Below are 15,635 nucleotides of genomic sequence, written 5' to 3'. Positions count from 1 at the left end.
AGAAATTATTCACGTTGGAATTATTATGTATCAAATTAATGCCCTAAACCCTAAAGATGAAGGGCATCAGGCTCGAAAACGTTTTGGTCAAAACTTTTTACATGATCAACGTGTGATTGCCAAAATTGTACGCTCAGTAAATCCTCGTGCGGGCGAAAACATTGTTGAAATCGGCCCAGGTTTGGCGGCCTTGACCTCACCTTTAATTGGCGAGTGTGATGCGTTGACCGTGGTTGAGCTAGACCGTGATCTGGCAGCGGGTTTACCGGGACGCGTGCCGCATCCTGAACGTTTAACCATTGTTGAAGCCGATGCTTTAAAATACGACTTCACTCAGTTGTTCCAAGAAGGTCGTCCACTGCGTGTGGTTGGGAATTTGCCTTATAACATTTCAACACCCTTGCTGTTCCATCTCTTGGAGTTTGGCGACAAAGTGAAAGACATGCATTTCATGTTGCAAAAAGAGGTGGTGGATCGTATTACGGCAACGCCAAATACCAAAGAGTATGGCCGTTTATCGGTGATGATCCAGTATTACTGTAAGCCAACCTTCTTGTTTGAAGTGCCACCAGGCTCATTTAATCCACCACCAAAAGTAACATCGGCGGTTTTCCGTTTAGAACCCTATGATGTTAAACCAATTGTGGCAAAGAATGAAAAAGCATTGGCGCGTTTAGTGGGTCATGTGTTTACCCAGCGTCGCAAGACTTTGCGCAATAGCTTAAAAGGGATGTTGGTGGAGGATGGCTTTGAAAAAGCAGGTGTTGATCCAATGGCGCGTCCAGAAACCTTAAGTTTGGCAGATTTTGTTGCACTCTCTGATCAGATGGTGGCTTGATGTCTAAACGCTATAACTACGTCATTGGTGATGTGCAAGGCTGTTTCGAAGCATTGAAAGCGTTGCTGAAAGAAATCCGTTTTGATCCAGACCAAGACTTTTTATGGTTTGCTGGTGACTTGGTTGCACGTGGCGAGAACTCGGTTGGTACATTGCGCTTTATTAAAAAGCTGGCTGATCGTGGCGCCGCAGCGACGGTGTTGGGTAACCATGATTTAACTCTGATTGCCTGTGCCCGTGGTTTTAAAAAGGCCAAAGACAAGGATCACACCCAAGAGGTGATTGATGCCATTGATGGGGATGAACTGATTGACTGGTTGCGCAAGCAGCCGTTGAGTCTATCTCCGAATGTACACACCTTAATTACCCATGCGGGTGTGCCATGTATCTGGAATGCCGAGCAAACGGTTGCGCTGGCGCGGGAAGTGCAACAGGTTGTTGCGCATGAAGACTTGTCAGTATTGGATGGTTTTCTTGCACAGATGTATGGTTCGCAGCCTGATCTATGGTCAGATGAACTTACAGGCATGCCGCGTTTACGTTGCATTACCAATTATCTGACCCGAATGCGTTTAACCGATGTAACAGGGCGTTTAGAGTTTGATTTTAAAGATGCCTTAGATGCCCCGATGCCAGCAGGTTTTCAACCATGGTTTGAGTTTGAAAGTCAGGCAGCACAAAGCCATCAATTGATTTTCGGACATTGGGCGGCTTTACAAGGCAAGACCATTAGCGCTCAAATTCAAAATGTCGATGGGGGCTGTGTTTGGGGGCAGCAATTAATGGCATTCCGTTTGGAAGATCAGCAGCTTTTTGCAGTAGATAACCCTTTGGCTTGATGTCGCATCAACTTCTTTTAAATGCCCACTTTCAGCTTGAAATTGGGCATTTTTTATTTTAAGGCTGTCAAAAAACTGTCATAGACTGATCATTAAAGTGTCAAAAAATATTTTTATGCTGAAAACATGAAAATAACGACACAAATGGATGGCGATATGCAGAGTACATACGCTACATCTCTATTCAAGCAAGAGTTTCCTGAAAATTTTAAATTCTACTTTAAAAGGAAACAACTCAAAAATAAACAAGATGAATTGTCTGAACTGCGTGATCTGGTTCGTCCTCGTCTCCGCATTGCCATTGTGACTGAAACTTGGCCACCAGAAATTAATGGTGTGGCTCTGTCGATGATGCAATTGTGCCAAGGGCTACAAAAGCTTGGACATAAAATTTTATTGGTACGCCCGATACAAAAAGAAGTGTGTACCGAATTTCATCCAGAACAGGAATGTCTGGTCATGTCTCAGCCGATTCCTAAATATCCAAGTATTCAGTTTGGCTGGCCACAATATCTCAAAGTTTCAAAAGCTTTTGAAAAGTTTGCGCCAGATGTGGTGCATATTGTAACTGAAGGCCCGTTAGGCTTAACCGCATTACAAGCCGCTAAGTCGAGAAAAATCGCAGTATCGAGTGGCTTCCATTCAGCCTTTCATGATTTCAGTCGCTTCTTTGATCTGGCTTTTTTAGTCAAACCAATCCAGCGCTATTTAACGTGGTTTCATAACAGCACCGATGTGACCTGTGTACCGAGTCAATATACCGAGCAAGCCTTGCGTGGTTTTGGTGTGACTTGCCCTTTGGTAGTGGTGGGTCGCGGTGTAGACACCGTAAAATTTTCACCTCAGCATCGCTCACAGCAACTTCGCCAACAGTGGGGTGCTGATGCAGAAACGCGAGTCATGCTTTATGTGGGGCGCTTATCTCCAGAAAAAGAAGTCGATGTGCTGATTAAAAGCTTCCACGCCTTGCAGGCCCGACAAGGCAGAAATATCAAATTTGTGATTGTGGGTGATGGGCCTGATCGAGTGCGGCTTGGAAAAATGGCGCAATCTGATGATGTGATCTTTATGGGCAGTTTAAGTGGGCAAGCGCTTTCGGCAGCCTACGCCAGTGCCGATGTATTTGCCTTTGCCAGCCAAGCCGATACCTTTGGTAATGTGGTTTTAGAGGCGATTGCCAGTGGCTTGGCTGTAGTGGCTTATGACTATGTCTGTGCCCATCAGCATGTCAAACATGATGTCACAGGATGGTTGAGTCCACTGGGGCATACAACAGATTTAATGCAGTCAATTTGTGATTTACCCGCGCTGCCGCAATTAAGAGCAATGGGTTTACTCGCAAGTGAAAGTGTCCAGCAGAGCAGTTGGCAGTTTCCAGTACAACAATTAGAACAAGCATTGTATCAAGTCGTGAGGAGTCTCCCATGACCACGACTTAAAGTATTCTCAATAAAGAGGAGAAAGAGTATGAATCTTCAAAATGCAAAAATAAAAATACTAGATTTGGATTTAAAAGGGTGTCTCTACCTGAATCATCTCTCTCAATCACAACGTGTCGCCTTGTTTTTTAAAACGATTAGTCGTTTGGGTGATGGGCCATTTTGGTATGCCATGTTGTTGTCAGTATGGGTAATGCAAGGCTGGGCGTATGGTCTACAGCTGTTATATCTGGTTGGGGCGGGTTCTATTGGTACCCTGATTTATAAATTTCTGAAAAATAAAACCACCCGTCCAAGACCCTATCAGGTGCATCAGGTCATTGTCTTGGGAGAACGTCCGCTAGACCACTTTAGCTTTCCCTCAGGCCATACTTTACATGCCGTGATGGTCACCATTACTTTGGGGTATATCCAACCCATGTTATTGATTTTAATGCTGCCATTTAGCATTTTGGTTGCATTGTCTCGCATGATATTAGGTCTGCACTATCCCAGTGATGTAATTGTGGGAGCCATGATTGGTGCATCGGTTGCCAGTGCGATCATTTTACTCGCACCGAGCTTTCATATGGCGTTATAAGTCTTTTAACAAGAATTTAGCAACAGAACACTATCTCTTAAATCAGGTGTTTTGTTAAAGTACGCTCAACGATACAAATTGATTTAGGTTGTTATATGGGCTTACGTTGGACGGATACGATTGATATTGCGATTGAGCTCACCGAAGCACATCCAGATGTAGATCCTCAATGGATTCGTTTTACTGATCTACATGCATGGGTATGTGCCTTGCCTGATTTTAGTGATGATCCGAATAAATCGACGGAAGGTTTGCTTGAAGCCATTCAAATGGCATGGTTAGATGAAGTTCGTTAAAAATTCGTCAGAAATCGCAGAACTTTTGCATATTCAAGCTGATTATTGGCGATGACATCGGTATAATGCGGCAAATTTTTTTAGTTTAGACCATAATAGGAGTCAATCATGGCGATTGAACGCACTTTATCTATCGTAAAACCAGATGCAGTTTCTAAAAACCACATCGGCGACATCTTTGCTCGTTTCGAAAAATCAGGTTTGAAAATTGTTGCAACTAAAATGAAACACCTTTCTCAAGCAGATGCTGAAGGTTTCTATGCAGAGCACAAAGAACGCGGTTTCTTTGCTGACCTCGTTGCATTCATGACTTCTGGTCCAGTGGTTGTTTCAGTTCTTGAAGGCGAAAACGCAGTTCTTGCTCACCGTGAAATCTTGGGTGCGACGAATCCTAAAGAAGCAGCTCCAGGTACAATTCGTGCAGACTTCGCTGTAAGCATCGATGAAAATGCTGCTCACGGTTCTGACTCAGTTGCTTCTGCTGAGCGTGAAATCGCTTACTTCTTTGCTGATAACGAGATTTGCCCACGCACTCGTTAATCCAAAGTATTCAAGCCAGATAAGTGGTATACTACTTATCTGGTTTTTTATTTCTTATAGATTGGGTTGTGCAAATAATGCACAGCATTTTCTAGCGCTGATATCGTTTAGGTAAATATACATGAGTTCTGCAGTGGTCGTTTCATCGGAAAATTTGGATGAAAAACAACAGTCTGTTTCTACACCTGTCGTTCATGCTGTCGAGCAAAAAGTAAATTTACTTGGCATGTCTCGAACTGAATTAGAAAAGTTCTTTGAAGATTTGGGCGAAAAAAAGTTTCGTGCCAGTCAGGTGATGAAGTGGATTCATCAATATTTTGTGACTGATTTTGCCGTGATGAGTAATATCTCAGGAAAATTACGCGAAAAATTAGAAAAGATTTGTGAAATTAAAGCGCCAGAAGTGGTTCACCGTAATTATTCCAAAGATGGAACACGTAAGTGGGTGTTCCGTGTGGGCGACGGTGAAGGTTCTCTGGTTGAAACCGTACTGATTCCGGCTGATGACAAAACTGGGGCACGTAAGACCTTGTGTATTTCATCGCAAGTGGGTTGTGCACTGGATTGTTCATTCTGTTCAACAGGGAAACAAGGTTTCCAGCGTGACCTAACACCAGCAGAAATTATTGGTCAGTTGTGGATGGCAAACTATTCCTATATGGAAGATGTGCCTGTGGCTGAACGCGAGCGTACAGTGACCAATGTGGTCATGATGGGGATGGGCGAACCGTTACTCAACTATGATGCTGTACTCAGTTCAATGCAATTGATGCTGGATGATTTTGCTTATGGCATGTCAAAACGCCGTGTGACGCTATCAACTTCAGGTGTTGTACCTAAAATTGATCAGCTGGCGCAGGACATTGATGTTGCTTTGGCGATTTCATTACATGCACCAAATGACGAACTTCGTAATGAACTTGTGCCAATCAATAAAAAATATCCATTACAACAATTAATCGCTGCTTGCCAACGCTATTTAGCCAAAGATGGCAATGAAAGTGCACGTCGTCATGTCACTATTGAATATGTAATGTTGGAAGGGGTCAATGACCAACCTGAGCATGCCCAACAACTTTTAAAATTGTTGAAAAACTTACCAAGTAAAATCAACCTGATTCCATTTAATCCATTCCCGCATGCCCCGTATGGTCGTTCAAGCCGTAACCGTATCATTGCCTTCCAAAAAACTTTGTCGGATGCCGGATTTGTGTGTACGATTCGTCAGACACGTGGTGATGATATTGATGCCGCATGTGGACAATTAGTAGGACAGGTTGCAGATCGTACTCGTCGTGCTGAACAATGGAAAAAGAAAGTGGCGCAACGACAAGAAATTTTGCGCACACAAGGATAATACTTGGGGAAAGGCGTTGAATACCACTCGAACAAAAACCATTACTGTGACGGCTGTTGTGTTTACTTTGTTTGGCTTAACAGCTTGTCAATCGCCTTCTACAGGATTAAAAAAAGATCCAGAAAAAGCAGTTCAAGTTCGAACACAGCTGGCTGCAGAATATATTCGTAGCCGTGATCTAGATTCGGCCAAACGTTCGCTTGATCAAGCGTTAAAAGTGGACTCTCGTGATGCCAATGCCAATATGATGATGGGCATCTTGCTGCAACAAGAAGGCAGTGCAAGCAATATGGAAAAAGCAGAGGCTTATTTTAAGCGTGCGATTTCCTCAGAACCTGATAATGCTCAAGCGCGTAATAATTACGGTACATATTTGTATCAGCAGCAACGCTATAATGAAGCGATTGAGCAATTTACCCGTGCGGGTGCAACGCTAGGCTATGATCAACGATTTCAGTCGTTGGAAAACCTAGGACGAATCTATTTAAAATTGGGCGATGTTGCGAATGCTGAAAAATCATTCAAACAAGCGCTACAAGCGAATCGAAACGCAACCATTTCAATGTTAGAGTTGGCGGAAATTTTCTATTTGCAACAAAATAATAGAGATGCGTCACAACTATACGAACAATATGTTCGTAATGTAGGGCAGAACAACCAAGGTGCTCGTGCGCTTTGGATTGGTCTACGCATTGCTCGAGCGAATGCGGATCAATTAGGAATGCAGGTACTGGTTAATCAACTACGTGCGCTATTTCCTGATAGTCCAGAATATCAACGTTATTTGCAATTACAGTACAGTACTGAGGCCGTATGGAAATAAATCCAAATTCACATCAGCCAACTGGCTCAACCTCGCCAGCGTCAACGTTAGGAAATATTCAACGACCTGGTGAGTATTTGCGTCAAATTCGTATTGCACAAAAGAAAGAAATTGAAGAGATTGCAAACGTATTGAATATGCCTGTCAAAACCTTGACAGCATTAGAGCAGGATGATTATAAATCCTTGCCGGAAGCGACGTTCATTAAAGGTTATTACCGTGCGTATGCAAAGCATTTAAATGCAGATGCCAGTGCGATCATTCAACGTTTTGATGAAATTTATGTGAATGATACTGGACTTAAAGCCAGCCATGCCCTGAATAACTCTCCAATTAAAATCATGGGGAAATTATCAGGTTCGAAAAGTGTGCGTAATCGTATCTGGTTAAAGCGTATTGCAATCGCGGTGGCTGTCGCTGTATTGGCGTGGTTAGCTGTAATGGCGGTTCAGAACTGGACATCAAGTCATAAAGATGATGAAGATGTGCCAAAGATTAAAAATTCGGATGTGCAGATTTTACCAATGGGAACTAGCACCACAGCAACATCTGGTGACCAATTGGTTCTGGACTTTAATCGACCAACCTCTGTGCATATCGTAGATGCAACAGGTAAAGTATTGGCAACAGGTCGTCAAGCATCAACATTGACTTTAAGTGGTGAATCACCATTTCAAATTCGTTTAGATGATGCGACCGCCGTAGCATTGACTTTAAATCAAGAGAAAATTTCCTTGTCTCCATATACGGTCAATGGAAAAGCAGAATTCCGTTTGTCTCGTTAATGCCAGAGAGTAGAGCTATACGATGATTGTGAACCCAATTAAACGCCGCCCAACACGTAAAATCCGTGTTGGTTCGGTGTATGTCGGTGGTGATGCCCCGATCAGTGTTCAAAGTATGACCAATACTGAAACTTGCGATGTTGAGGCAACTGTGGCGCAAATTCAGCGCTGTGCAGATGCTGGCGCAGATATCATGCGTGTTTCGGTACCGTCGATGGAAGCAGCAGAAGCGTTTGGAGAAATTCGTAAACGCGTTTCTGTGCCATTGGTGGCGGATATTCACTTTGATCATCGTATTGCTTTGGCTGTTGCGGATTATGGCGCAGACTGTCTGCGGATTAACCCAGGCAATATTGGCTCGGATCAAAAAGTACGTGAAGTGGTTGCAGCAGCAAAACATCACGGCATTTCGATTCGTATTGGAGTCAATGCGGGTTCTTTAGAAAAAGACTTACAGGTCAAATATGGTGAACCGACAGGGCAGGCTTTACTTGAGTCAGCAATGCGTCACATCGATATTCTGGATCGTTTGGATTTCCACGAGTTTAAAGTCAGCGTAAAAGCATCGAATGTGTTTTTAACCATGGATGCTTATCGCTTGCTGTCACAACAGATTGATAATCCATTGCATTTGGGTGTGACTGAAGCTGGGATTTACCGTACGGGTACAGTCAAATCGGCGATTGCACTGGGTGGACTGTTGATGGAAGGCATTGGCGATACCATGCGTATTTCGCTTGCGGCAGAGCCGGAAGATGAAATTAAAATCGGCTTTGATATTTTAAAATCATTGGGTTTACGCTCAAACGGGATTAACTTTATTGCTTGTCCAAGTTGTTCACGTCAAGAATTCAATGTAATTCAAGTGATGCAGGCATTGGAAGAGCGTTTAGAGGATATCCGTACGCCGATGGACTTGTCGGTGATCGGGTGTAAGGTGAATGGCCCAGGTGAAGCCAAAGAGGCGGATATCGGGATTGTCGGTGCATCACCGCGTTCATTGGTCTATCGTAATGGTGAAAAAAGTCATTTAATTGACACAAATCAGTTGGTTGATGAAATTGAAACAATGGTTCGTCAACGTGTTCAAGAGCTTGAAGAAGCAAAATCTAAAGAAATTATTCGTAGTTCATCATGAGTTCAATCGTCGCTATCAAAGGTTTTAATGACATCCTTCCAACGCAAACTGCGGCCTGGAGAAGTCTGGAACAACAACTTGCATCATTAATGGATGCGTATGGTTATCAACAGATCCGTTTGCCTATTGTTGAGCAAACCGGTTTATTTAAACGTGCAATTGGTGATGCGACCGATATCGTTGAAAAAGAAATGTATACCTTTTTCGACAAAGGTACGCCACCTGAATCACTCACCTTACGTCCTGAGGGGACGGCGGGTTGTGTACGTGCCATGTTAGAGCATAACCTGTTGCGTGGTGCGACACCGCGTGTCTGGTATCTCGGGCCCATGTTCCGCTATGAAAAGCCACAAAAAGGCCGCTATCGTCAGTTCCATCAATTTGGTGTTGAAACTTTTGGTGTGGCAACGCCTGATATTGATGCTGAACTCATTTTAATGACCGCGCGTTTATGGAAACGTATGGGTGTGGCAGCGAATGTTCGCTTAGAGCTCAATACTCTTGGTGAAACAGATGAGCGTGCAGAATATCGTGCGGCTTTGGTTGCGTTCTTAAACCAACACAAAGATGCCTTGGATGAAGATTCACAACGCCGTTTAACCACGAATCCTTTGCGTATTCTGGATTCGAAAATTGAATCAACGCAAAAGATTTTGGAAAATGCACCGAAGTTGCATGATTTTCTTAAAGAAGATTCAATCAACCACTTCCAGCAATTACAGCAATACCTCACTGATGCAGGTGTTGAGTTTGTGATTAACCAAAAGTTAGTGCGTGGCTTGGACTACTATAACAAGACCGTATTCGAATGGACCACCACCATGTTGGGTTCTCAAGGAACGGTGTGTGCGGGTGGTCGCTATGATGGCTTGGTTGGACAGCTTAAAGGTAAAGCCGATCAGTCTGTTCCAGCGGTTGGTTTTGCCATGGGAATGGAACGTTTGCTGTTGTTGGTTGAACAAGTTGCACAAGCCAAAGACGTACGTGATTGTGAAGTATTCTTGTTGGCTGAGCCAGCGTACCAAGCCAAAGCTTTGGTATTGGCAGAGCAGATGCGTGACCAGTTAGAGGCAGTAAATAGTCCAATTCGCCTGAAAACAGGTTCACAAGGCAGCATGAAAAGCCAAATGAAAAAGGCCGATCAATCTGGCGCAATCTATGCGGTGATCTTGGGTGAGCGCGAGTGGGAATCACAGCAGCTTCTCGTTAAAGAACTTGCGACAGCAGAACAGTCACAAGTTGCTTTAACTGAACTGGCGCCATTTTTTATCGAAAAATTTAAACAATAAATTGCACAAGTTAGGAAAAGGACAATCACATGAGTTTAAGTGATGAAGAACAACTCGACCAGTTCAAGTCGTTTGCCAAAAAATATGGTTCTGCAATCATTAGCGGAATTCTCATTGCCTTGATTGCCTTTTTCGGATGGGAATACTGGCAAAAGAAAAATCTTGCCGAATCCCAGAACCAGACTGCCAAGGTACAAAACTTGATGGATGAAGCGAAGGCGGCATCGGGTCAGCCGAATGCCTTTGCGACGTTGTCAGAAACAGCAGATAAAATTGTCAAAGACGATGCAGACTCTGCTCAAGCGATTCAAACACAATTTATCATGGCGAAGCTTGCTTATGACAAGCAGGACTATGCGGCAGCTGAAAAAGCATTGAAGAAAGTTGAAGCTTCAAAAGTCAAGGATGCGGGCTTGCTGCAAATTGTTAAATTACGTTTAGCAGATTCGCAACTGGCACAAAGCAAATATGATGAAGCTTTGAAAACTCTATCTAGCGTGACAGATCCAGCATTCAAGGCAACTGCGGATGAACTTCGTGGTGATATTTTTGTTGCCAAAAAAGACAATGAATCTGCACGCAAAGCGTATCAAAGTGCATGGGATAACTTGCTCGAGCGCAAACAGGAACGTCAGCTTTTACAAATTAAACTCGAAAGTGTTGGCGTTTTAGTAGATGATCCTGAGTTTGAGCGCCCGATCTTAGATACCAAAGTGGATGAGTCTTAATGCAGAATAAACTAAAACTACCTTTGGCAATTGCCATTGCTTCAGCTTTACTCGTTGGTTGTTCAAGCAATAAAGTAAAAGAAGCAAAACCGAATCCATTGCCAAAAATCGTACAAGAACAAAGTTTAAACCTTGTGTTCTCACAAAGTGTTTCGTCGACCAATGCGGCAGAATCTTTGCGCTTGCAGCTAGATACCGACAATGGTGTGATTTTTGCGATTGATCCGGATGGTCAGATTTCTGCTTACAAAGGTAAACAGCGTCTTTGGAAAAGTAAAATCACCAAACAAGAACTCACTGCGGGTGTTGAAGCGGGTGAAGGGATTGTGGTCAGTGGCAATCGTAAAGGCCAGTTATTTGCTTTAGATCAAGCGACAGGCGAGCAAAAGTGGACAGCGAAATTGTCTGGTGCCATTTTGTCTCCATCTTTGATCCAGTCAGGTCGTGTGATTACTATTGCCAATGACGGGACTGTATTTGCACATGATGCGGTGACTGGACAACAGGTCTGGGCCTATAAGCTGCCAAATGTTCAATTTAGTTTACGTGGTCAACCTGCACCCGTTCGTTTAGATGAGCGGACGGTATTGATTGGCTCTGCAAATGCCTATATTTATGCCTTGGATATTATCAGTGGTGTACCACGTTTCCAGCGTCGTGTGGCAATCAGCGAAGGCCGTTCAGACATTCAGCGTTTAGTTGATGTCGTGGGTGATCCTGTTGTTGCAGGACAATATTTAGTGACCACCAGCTTCCAAGGTCAAGTCACAGTGACTGATCTCGCGACACAACGTGTGGTGTGGAGTGAAGATGCCAGCAGTACCAACAGTGCTGAAGTTGCGGATGACAAAGTTTTTGTTGCGACGACGGATGGCAAGCTGAATGCCTATAGCCTGGCGACAGGTGAGCTGGTTTGGCAAAATGAAGAATTGCTGAATCGCAAGCTAAGTAATCCTGTAATGCTAGGGCAAAATCTTGTAGTGGGTGATTTGGATGGCGTATTGCATCTGATTAATCCTGCTTCAGGTAAGTTGATTGGCCGTGCCAAAACCAGCGGTGAGGTTCGTTCACTGCGCGTGATTGACAATCAACTTTATGTTGCAACACGAAAAGGTGCATTAAGCATTTGGCAGAATCGTTAATTTTGTTCTAGCTTGTGGTAAAATGCGCAATTAGCTATTGCTAATAAAAGAATGATCGGGGTATTTGTTTAAACAAAACCCCGAATTTTTATTGTGATTACTTGATCACCAAAATCTTCCATACTGTTTCTGATACGATGTCATCAACGATGGCTCGTCTGAATTAAGGTTAATTTATGAAACCCGTTATTGCGCTCATTGGTCGTCCAAACGTCGGAAAATCAACGCTATTTAACCAAATCACCAAAAGTCGTGATGCTTTGGTTGCTGACTTCGCTGGTTTAACTCGTGACCGCAAATATGGCGATGCGGTTTATCAAAATAAATCGTTCATTGTCGTAGATACGGGGGGTATCGGGGAGAATGAGGGCGGTATTGATTCATACATGGCCGAGCAGTCGAAGACCGCGATCCATGAAGCAGACATTATTGTGTTTGTCGTCGATGCGCGTGCTGGCCTGTTGGCATCCGATGAGCAAATCGCACGTGAGCTTCGTACCCTAGGCAAAAAAGTTCACTTGGTTGCCAATAAGGTCGATGGTGTTCATGCTGAAGCGGCTTTGGTTGAGTTTTATAAGCTCGGTATGGGTGAACCAATGCAGGTTGCGGCCAGTCATGGTCGTGGTGTACAGCAAATGCTGGAAGAAGTGTTGGCTGAAGTCCCAGAAGATGAAAATCCAGATGAACACAACAAAAATACCGGTTTACGTTTAGCGATTATCGGCCGTCCAAACGTAGGTAAATCGACTTTGGTTAACCGTTTGTTGGGCGAAGAACGTGTGGTTGCATTTGACCAGCCGGGAACAACACGTGACTCAATTTATATTCCTTATGAGCGTGATGGTCGTCAATATACTTTAATTGATACGGCGGGCGTGCGTCGTAAAGGTAAAGTCGATGAAATGATTGAGAAGTTCTCAATCGTGAAAACATTGCAAGCCATGAAAGATGCCCATGTGGTGGTCGTGGTAGTGGATGCACGTGAAGGTATTGTTGAACAAGACTTACATTTGATTGGTTATGCACTTGAAGCTGGTCGTGCCATGGTGATTGCGATCAACAAATGGGACAACATGACCGAGTATGATCGTAAGCAGTGTAAGCTCGATGTTGAACGCCGTTTTGACTTCATTCCATGGGCGAAAATTCATTTAATTTCTGCATTGCATGGGACTGGGGTGGGTGAACTCTATCCATCGATCCATCGTGCTTATGAATCAGCAAATTTAAAAGTTTCTCCTGCGAAACTGACCCAGATTTTAAGTGATGCAACTGAAGCGCATCAGCCGCCAATGATCAGTGGTCGTCGTATTAAAATGCGTTATGCGCATATGGGCGGACAAAATCCACCGACTATCGTGATCCACGGGAACAAGGTTGATAAGACACCTGCTGACTATCGTCGTTACTTGGAAAACGTATTCCGTCGAGTGTATAAACTTGAAGGAACGCCAGTCCGTATTGATTTTAAAACGTCAGAGAATCCATTTGAAGGGCGCAAATCGCAAGTGGATGAGCGTGTAGCGGCGCGTAAACGTCGTTATGTTCAGAAATTCAAAAAAGCAGAAAAGAAATTTAAGCGTTAAGCTATTCTGGATGCCGAAAAGCCCAAAGTTTGCTTTGGGCTTTTTTGTATCAATAACGGGAGTGATCAGATGGCAGGTCAAATCGAAATCCATGTTCAGGCATTGGCACAACTTCTGCAAAAAAATAAAGCTGACTTTGCTGATTTAAGATCGTTTAATCACTATAAAAAAGAACAGATTAGAACCTATAGAAATACGTTGCTGGCAAATCAACAGCTTTGCTCGGTGGACGATTTAAGTTTTTCCAAGCATGAACACGGTAAACCCTTTTTAAGCTCCCATACCTTACATTTTAATCATTCGCATAGTCAGCAATATTATGCCTTGGCGATGAGTGAACAGGTGAAAGATATTGGGATTGATGTCGAAGAACTGGATCGTAAAGTGCGTTTTGATGCCTTGGCTCAACATGCATTTCATGCCGAGGAATATCGAATCTGGCAACAGCAGGATCAGGATGCTGAATACTGGTTCAGAGTCTGGACCACCAAAGAAGCAGTTTTAAAAGCATCAGGTTTAGGTATTCGTCTGGACTTGAATAGTCTGAATACCCAAGTACATCCGTCCAATCAGGGTGGAATGTGTTCTCATCCGTTGATTGGAAGCTTTGCTTATCAAAACTTTATTCTTCATCAGAACATGGTATTGACTGTCGCGTGGCGGGCAGAGCAGTCCTGCCGTGGTTTCCAGTTTCCACAGATCCAGATCATTCAGTATTAAAAAACCATCCATGCATTCATTGATGGTTTTGAGGAATATTCAAGCTTTGCTGATGATGGATATTGCTTGTTTTCGAAGCAACGCTTTCCCGAGAGAGGCGATAGTAAAAACTACTGCCGAGGAGGACTCCAATAAACCAGTTGAAGGGCGCCAAAAACTGAAAACTTGGAATAAGCACCAAGAGCAGGCCGATGCTGACCGCGGCCATTAAGCTCACGACGGCTTTTCGATTGATGCCTTTTTGATAGTAATATGCTGCTGTGGGTTGGTCGCTAAATAAGTCATCGACCAGCACTTGTTGTTTATTAATCAGGTAAAAGTCAGCGAGTAGAATGCCAAATAGTGGACCGATAAATGCCGCTAAAGTATCAAGCGTATAGTGAATCAGTTCAGGGGAGTTAAATAGATTCCATGGGGTGATAAAGATCGAACCAATCGCGGCAATCATGCCAGCTCTGCGAAAACTAAGAAAGCGTGGGGCAAGATTAGAAAAATCAAACCCAGCTGAAACGAAATTCGCCACAATATTAATGCCAATGGTCGCGGTTAATACTGTTAATAAACCGAGTACCACTACAACCCCGTTATCGATCATGGCAACCGTTTCGAGTGGATCATGTACCATTTTTCCAAACACAGTAAACGTCCCTGAAATAATCATGACGACGATGACAGCAAAGAAAAGAAAGTTAAATGGCAGTCCCCAAAAGTTACCTTTTTTGACCTGTTGCATATCTTTGCCATAACGGGAGAAATCACCAAAGTTGAGTAAGGGACCTGAGAAATAAGACACTACTAATGCGATGGCGATAATGGTTTGCATGATCTGTTGATTGACGCTGAGGTGTTTATCACTGAGCTTAAAGGAAATCTGCTGCCAGCCTGCTTTCCATACCAACCATAATGCCAGTGTCAACATCACCACATAGACCATTGGGCCTGCCCAGTCGATAAACACCTTGATGGTGTCCATCCCTTTCCAGAAAACCAGTGCTTGTATCGCCCAGATCAAACCAAAACAGATCCAGCCAATCGTGCTTAGACCCGCAAATTCCGTCAGTGTAAGCGGATGTAAGGCTGGATAGAACTTAAGAAGAATCATCATCAAGGCATTGGAGGCCAGCCAGGTTTGAATGCCATACCATGAAACCGCAATCAGGCCGCGAATTAAGGCTGGAATATAGGCCCCATAAATCCCAAAGGCTTGGCGAGAAATCACCGCATAGGGAACACCTGAAATTTGACTAGGTTTTGCAACCAAGTTCGCCGCAATTTGGACAATTACGATACCAATCAGTAAAGCCAGCAACACTTGCCAGCTGGCAAGACCAAGCGAAAATAAACTCGCTGCGACCACATAGCCACCCATACTATGTACATCGGACATCCAAAAGGAAAAGATGTTATACCACGTCCAATTTTGTTGCGCAGGGATGAGATCTTCATTGGAGAGTTTAGGACTATAGTTCGGGTTATCGCTCATGACGGGTCTTCAAGACAAACAACTGTTCAGACCAGTTATGCAGAAATTAAGC

Annotated in this window: 16 protein-coding genes; 15 read left to right on the top strand and 1 reads right to left on the bottom strand. The window is 43.7% G+C overall.

The window, feature by feature from the left end:
* Nucleotides 1–25 precede the first annotated feature (25 nt).
* From rsmA to F895_RS01190, 15 genes are all read left to right on the top strand, one after another.
* Complete coding sequence (rsmA, locus tag F895_RS01120; RefSeq protein ID WP_005244355.1) at nucleotides 26–838, top strand: 16S rRNA (adenine(1518)-N(6)/adenine(1519)-N(6))-dimethyltransferase RsmA; 813 nt, start codon at nucleotides 26–28, stop codon at nucleotides 836–838.
* The gene (locus tag F895_RS01125) at nucleotides 838–1,677 is read left to right on the top strand and encodes a symmetrical bis(5'-nucleosyl)-tetraphosphatase (protein ID WP_005244343.1); all 840 of its coding nucleotides are present in this window, start codon (nucleotides 838–840) and stop codon (nucleotides 1,675–1,677) included. The genes rsmA and F895_RS01125 overlap by 1 nt, the downstream gene beginning before the upstream one ends.
* Nucleotides 1,678–1,833: 156 nt before the next feature.
* Nucleotides 1,834–3,105 (top strand): glycosyltransferase family 4 protein, encoded by a 1,272-nt coding sequence (locus tag F895_RS01130; RefSeq protein ID WP_005244342.1) that lies wholly within the window; start codon nucleotides 1,834–1,836, stop codon nucleotides 3,103–3,105.
* A gap of 39 nt (nucleotides 3,106–3,144) precedes the next feature.
* Entirely contained in the window at nucleotides 3,145–3,696 is a 552-nt protein-coding gene (locus F895_RS01135; RefSeq protein WP_005244340.1) for a phosphatase PAP2 family protein, read from the top strand.
* A 95-nt stretch (nucleotides 3,697–3,791) separates the two neighbouring features.
* On the top strand, nucleotides 3,792–3,992 hold the full coding sequence (gene iscX / locus F895_RS01140) for a Fe-S cluster assembly protein IscX (protein WP_004652532.1): 201 nt from the start codon (nucleotides 3,792–3,794) through the stop codon (nucleotides 3,990–3,992).
* 108 nt (nucleotides 3,993–4,100) lie between these two features.
* Nucleotides 4,101–4,532, top strand: a complete 432-nt coding sequence (gene ndk / locus F895_RS01145) for a nucleoside-diphosphate kinase (RefSeq protein ID WP_004652531.1) — start codon at nucleotides 4,101–4,103, stop codon at nucleotides 4,530–4,532.
* Between the two features lie 121 nt (nucleotides 4,533–4,653).
* Complete coding sequence (gene rlmN / locus F895_RS01150) at nucleotides 4,654–5,889, top strand: dual-specificity RNA methyltransferase RlmN (RefSeq protein ID WP_005244331.1); 1,236 nt, start codon at nucleotides 4,654–4,656, stop codon at nucleotides 5,887–5,889.
* A 16-nt stretch (nucleotides 5,890–5,905) separates the two neighbouring features.
* Nucleotides 5,906–6,712: a type IV pilus biogenesis/stability protein PilW gene (gene pilW, locus F895_RS01155; RefSeq protein WP_005244329.1), complete on the top strand. Its 807-nt coding sequence runs from the start codon at nucleotides 5,906–5,908 to the stop codon at nucleotides 6,710–6,712.
* Nucleotides 6,703–7,497, top strand: coding sequence for a helix-turn-helix domain-containing protein (locus tag F895_RS01160; RefSeq protein WP_005244327.1), 795 nt, complete (start codon nucleotides 6,703–6,705; stop codon nucleotides 7,495–7,497). The genes pilW and F895_RS01160 overlap by 10 nt, the downstream gene beginning before the upstream one ends.
* A gap of 22 nt (nucleotides 7,498–7,519) precedes the next feature.
* A complete protein-coding gene (gene ispG, locus F895_RS01165) occupies nucleotides 7,520–8,635 on the top strand; it encodes a flavodoxin-dependent (E)-4-hydroxy-3-methylbut-2-enyl-diphosphate synthase (protein ID WP_005244326.1) in 1,116 nt (371 codons plus the stop codon).
* Complete coding sequence (gene hisS, locus F895_RS01170) at nucleotides 8,632–9,924, top strand: histidine--tRNA ligase (RefSeq protein ID WP_005244323.1); 1,293 nt, start codon at nucleotides 8,632–8,634, stop codon at nucleotides 9,922–9,924. The genes ispG and hisS overlap by 4 nt, the downstream gene beginning before the upstream one ends.
* A 29-nt stretch (nucleotides 9,925–9,953) precedes the next feature.
* Nucleotides 9,954–10,652, top strand: coding sequence for a YfgM family protein (locus tag F895_RS01175; RefSeq protein WP_005244321.1), 699 nt, complete (start codon nucleotides 9,954–9,956; stop codon nucleotides 10,650–10,652).
* Nucleotides 10,652–11,794, top strand: a complete 1,143-nt coding sequence (gene bamB / locus F895_RS01180) for an outer membrane protein assembly factor BamB (RefSeq protein ID WP_005244319.1) — start codon at nucleotides 10,652–10,654, stop codon at nucleotides 11,792–11,794. The genes F895_RS01175 and bamB overlap by 1 nt, the downstream gene beginning before the upstream one ends.
* Nucleotides 11,795–11,970: 176 nt before the next feature.
* The gene (gene der / locus F895_RS01185) at nucleotides 11,971–13,380 is read left to right on the top strand and encodes a ribosome biogenesis GTPase Der (protein ID WP_004775614.1); all 1,410 of its coding nucleotides are present in this window, start codon (nucleotides 11,971–11,973) and stop codon (nucleotides 13,378–13,380) included.
* 69 nt (nucleotides 13,381–13,449) lie between these two features.
* On the top strand, nucleotides 13,450–14,100 hold the full coding sequence (locus F895_RS01190; RefSeq protein WP_005244317.1) for a 4'-phosphopantetheinyl transferase family protein: 651 nt from the start codon (nucleotides 13,450–13,452) through the stop codon (nucleotides 14,098–14,100).
* A gap of 16 nt (nucleotides 14,101–14,116) precedes the next feature.
* On the opposite strand, the gene F895_RS01195 is transcribed toward F895_RS01190, so the two are convergent.
* Nucleotides 14,117–15,583 (bottom strand): NCS1 family nucleobase:cation symporter-1, encoded by a 1,467-nt coding sequence (locus tag F895_RS01195; RefSeq protein WP_005244315.1) that lies wholly within the window; start codon nucleotides 15,581–15,583, stop codon nucleotides 14,117–14,119.
* Nucleotides 15,584–15,635 lie beyond the last annotated feature (52 nt).

It is taken from the genome of Acinetobacter sp. CIP 64.2 (genome assembly GCF_000369645.1).
Classification (GTDB): domain Bacteria; phylum Pseudomonadota; class Gammaproteobacteria; order Pseudomonadales; family Moraxellaceae; genus Acinetobacter.
This window is presented reverse-complemented; position numbering and strand designations above follow the sequence as displayed.

Bases quoted from the DNA above. Each gene is read 5' to 3' on its own strand.
- rsmA (WP_005244355.1), top strand. From the start codon at position 26: ATGTATCAAATTAATGCCCTAAACCCTAAAGATGAAGGGCATCAGGCT.
- F895_RS01125 (WP_005244343.1), top strand. From the start codon at position 838: ATGTCTAAACGCTATAACTACGTCATTGGTGATGTGCAAGGCTGTTTC.
- F895_RS01130 (WP_005244342.1), top strand. From the start codon at position 1,834: ATGCAGAGTACATACGCTACATCTCTATTCAAGCAAGAGTTTCCTGAA.
- F895_RS01135 (WP_005244340.1), top strand. From the start codon at position 3,145: ATGAATCTTCAAAATGCAAAAATAAAAATACTAGATTTGGATTTAAAA.
- iscX (WP_004652532.1), top strand. From the start codon at position 3,792: ATGGGCTTACGTTGGACGGATACGATTGATATTGCGATTGAGCTCACC.
- ndk (WP_004652531.1), top strand. From the start codon at position 4,101: ATGGCGATTGAACGCACTTTATCTATCGTAAAACCAGATGCAGTTTCT.
- rlmN (WP_005244331.1), top strand. From the start codon at position 4,654: ATGAGTTCTGCAGTGGTCGTTTCATCGGAAAATTTGGATGAAAAACAA.
- F895_RS01160 (WP_005244327.1), top strand. From the start codon at position 6,703: ATGGAAATAAATCCAAATTCACATCAGCCAACTGGCTCAACCTCGCCA.
- ispG (WP_005244326.1), top strand. From the start codon at position 7,520: ATGATTGTGAACCCAATTAAACGCCGCCCAACACGTAAAATCCGTGTT.
- hisS (WP_005244323.1), top strand. From the start codon at position 8,632: ATGAGTTCAATCGTCGCTATCAAAGGTTTTAATGACATCCTTCCAACG.
- F895_RS01175 (WP_005244321.1), top strand. From the start codon at position 9,954: ATGAGTTTAAGTGATGAAGAACAACTCGACCAGTTCAAGTCGTTTGCC.
- bamB (WP_005244319.1), top strand. From the start codon at position 10,652: ATGCAGAATAAACTAAAACTACCTTTGGCAATTGCCATTGCTTCAGCT.
- der (WP_004775614.1), top strand. From the start codon at position 11,971: ATGAAACCCGTTATTGCGCTCATTGGTCGTCCAAACGTCGGAAAATCA.
- F895_RS01190 (WP_005244317.1), top strand. From the start codon at position 13,450: ATGGCAGGTCAAATCGAAATCCATGTTCAGGCATTGGCACAACTTCTG.
- F895_RS01195 (WP_005244315.1), bottom strand. From the start codon at position 15,583: ATGAGCGATAACCCGAACTATAGTCCTAAACTCTCCAATGAAGATCTC.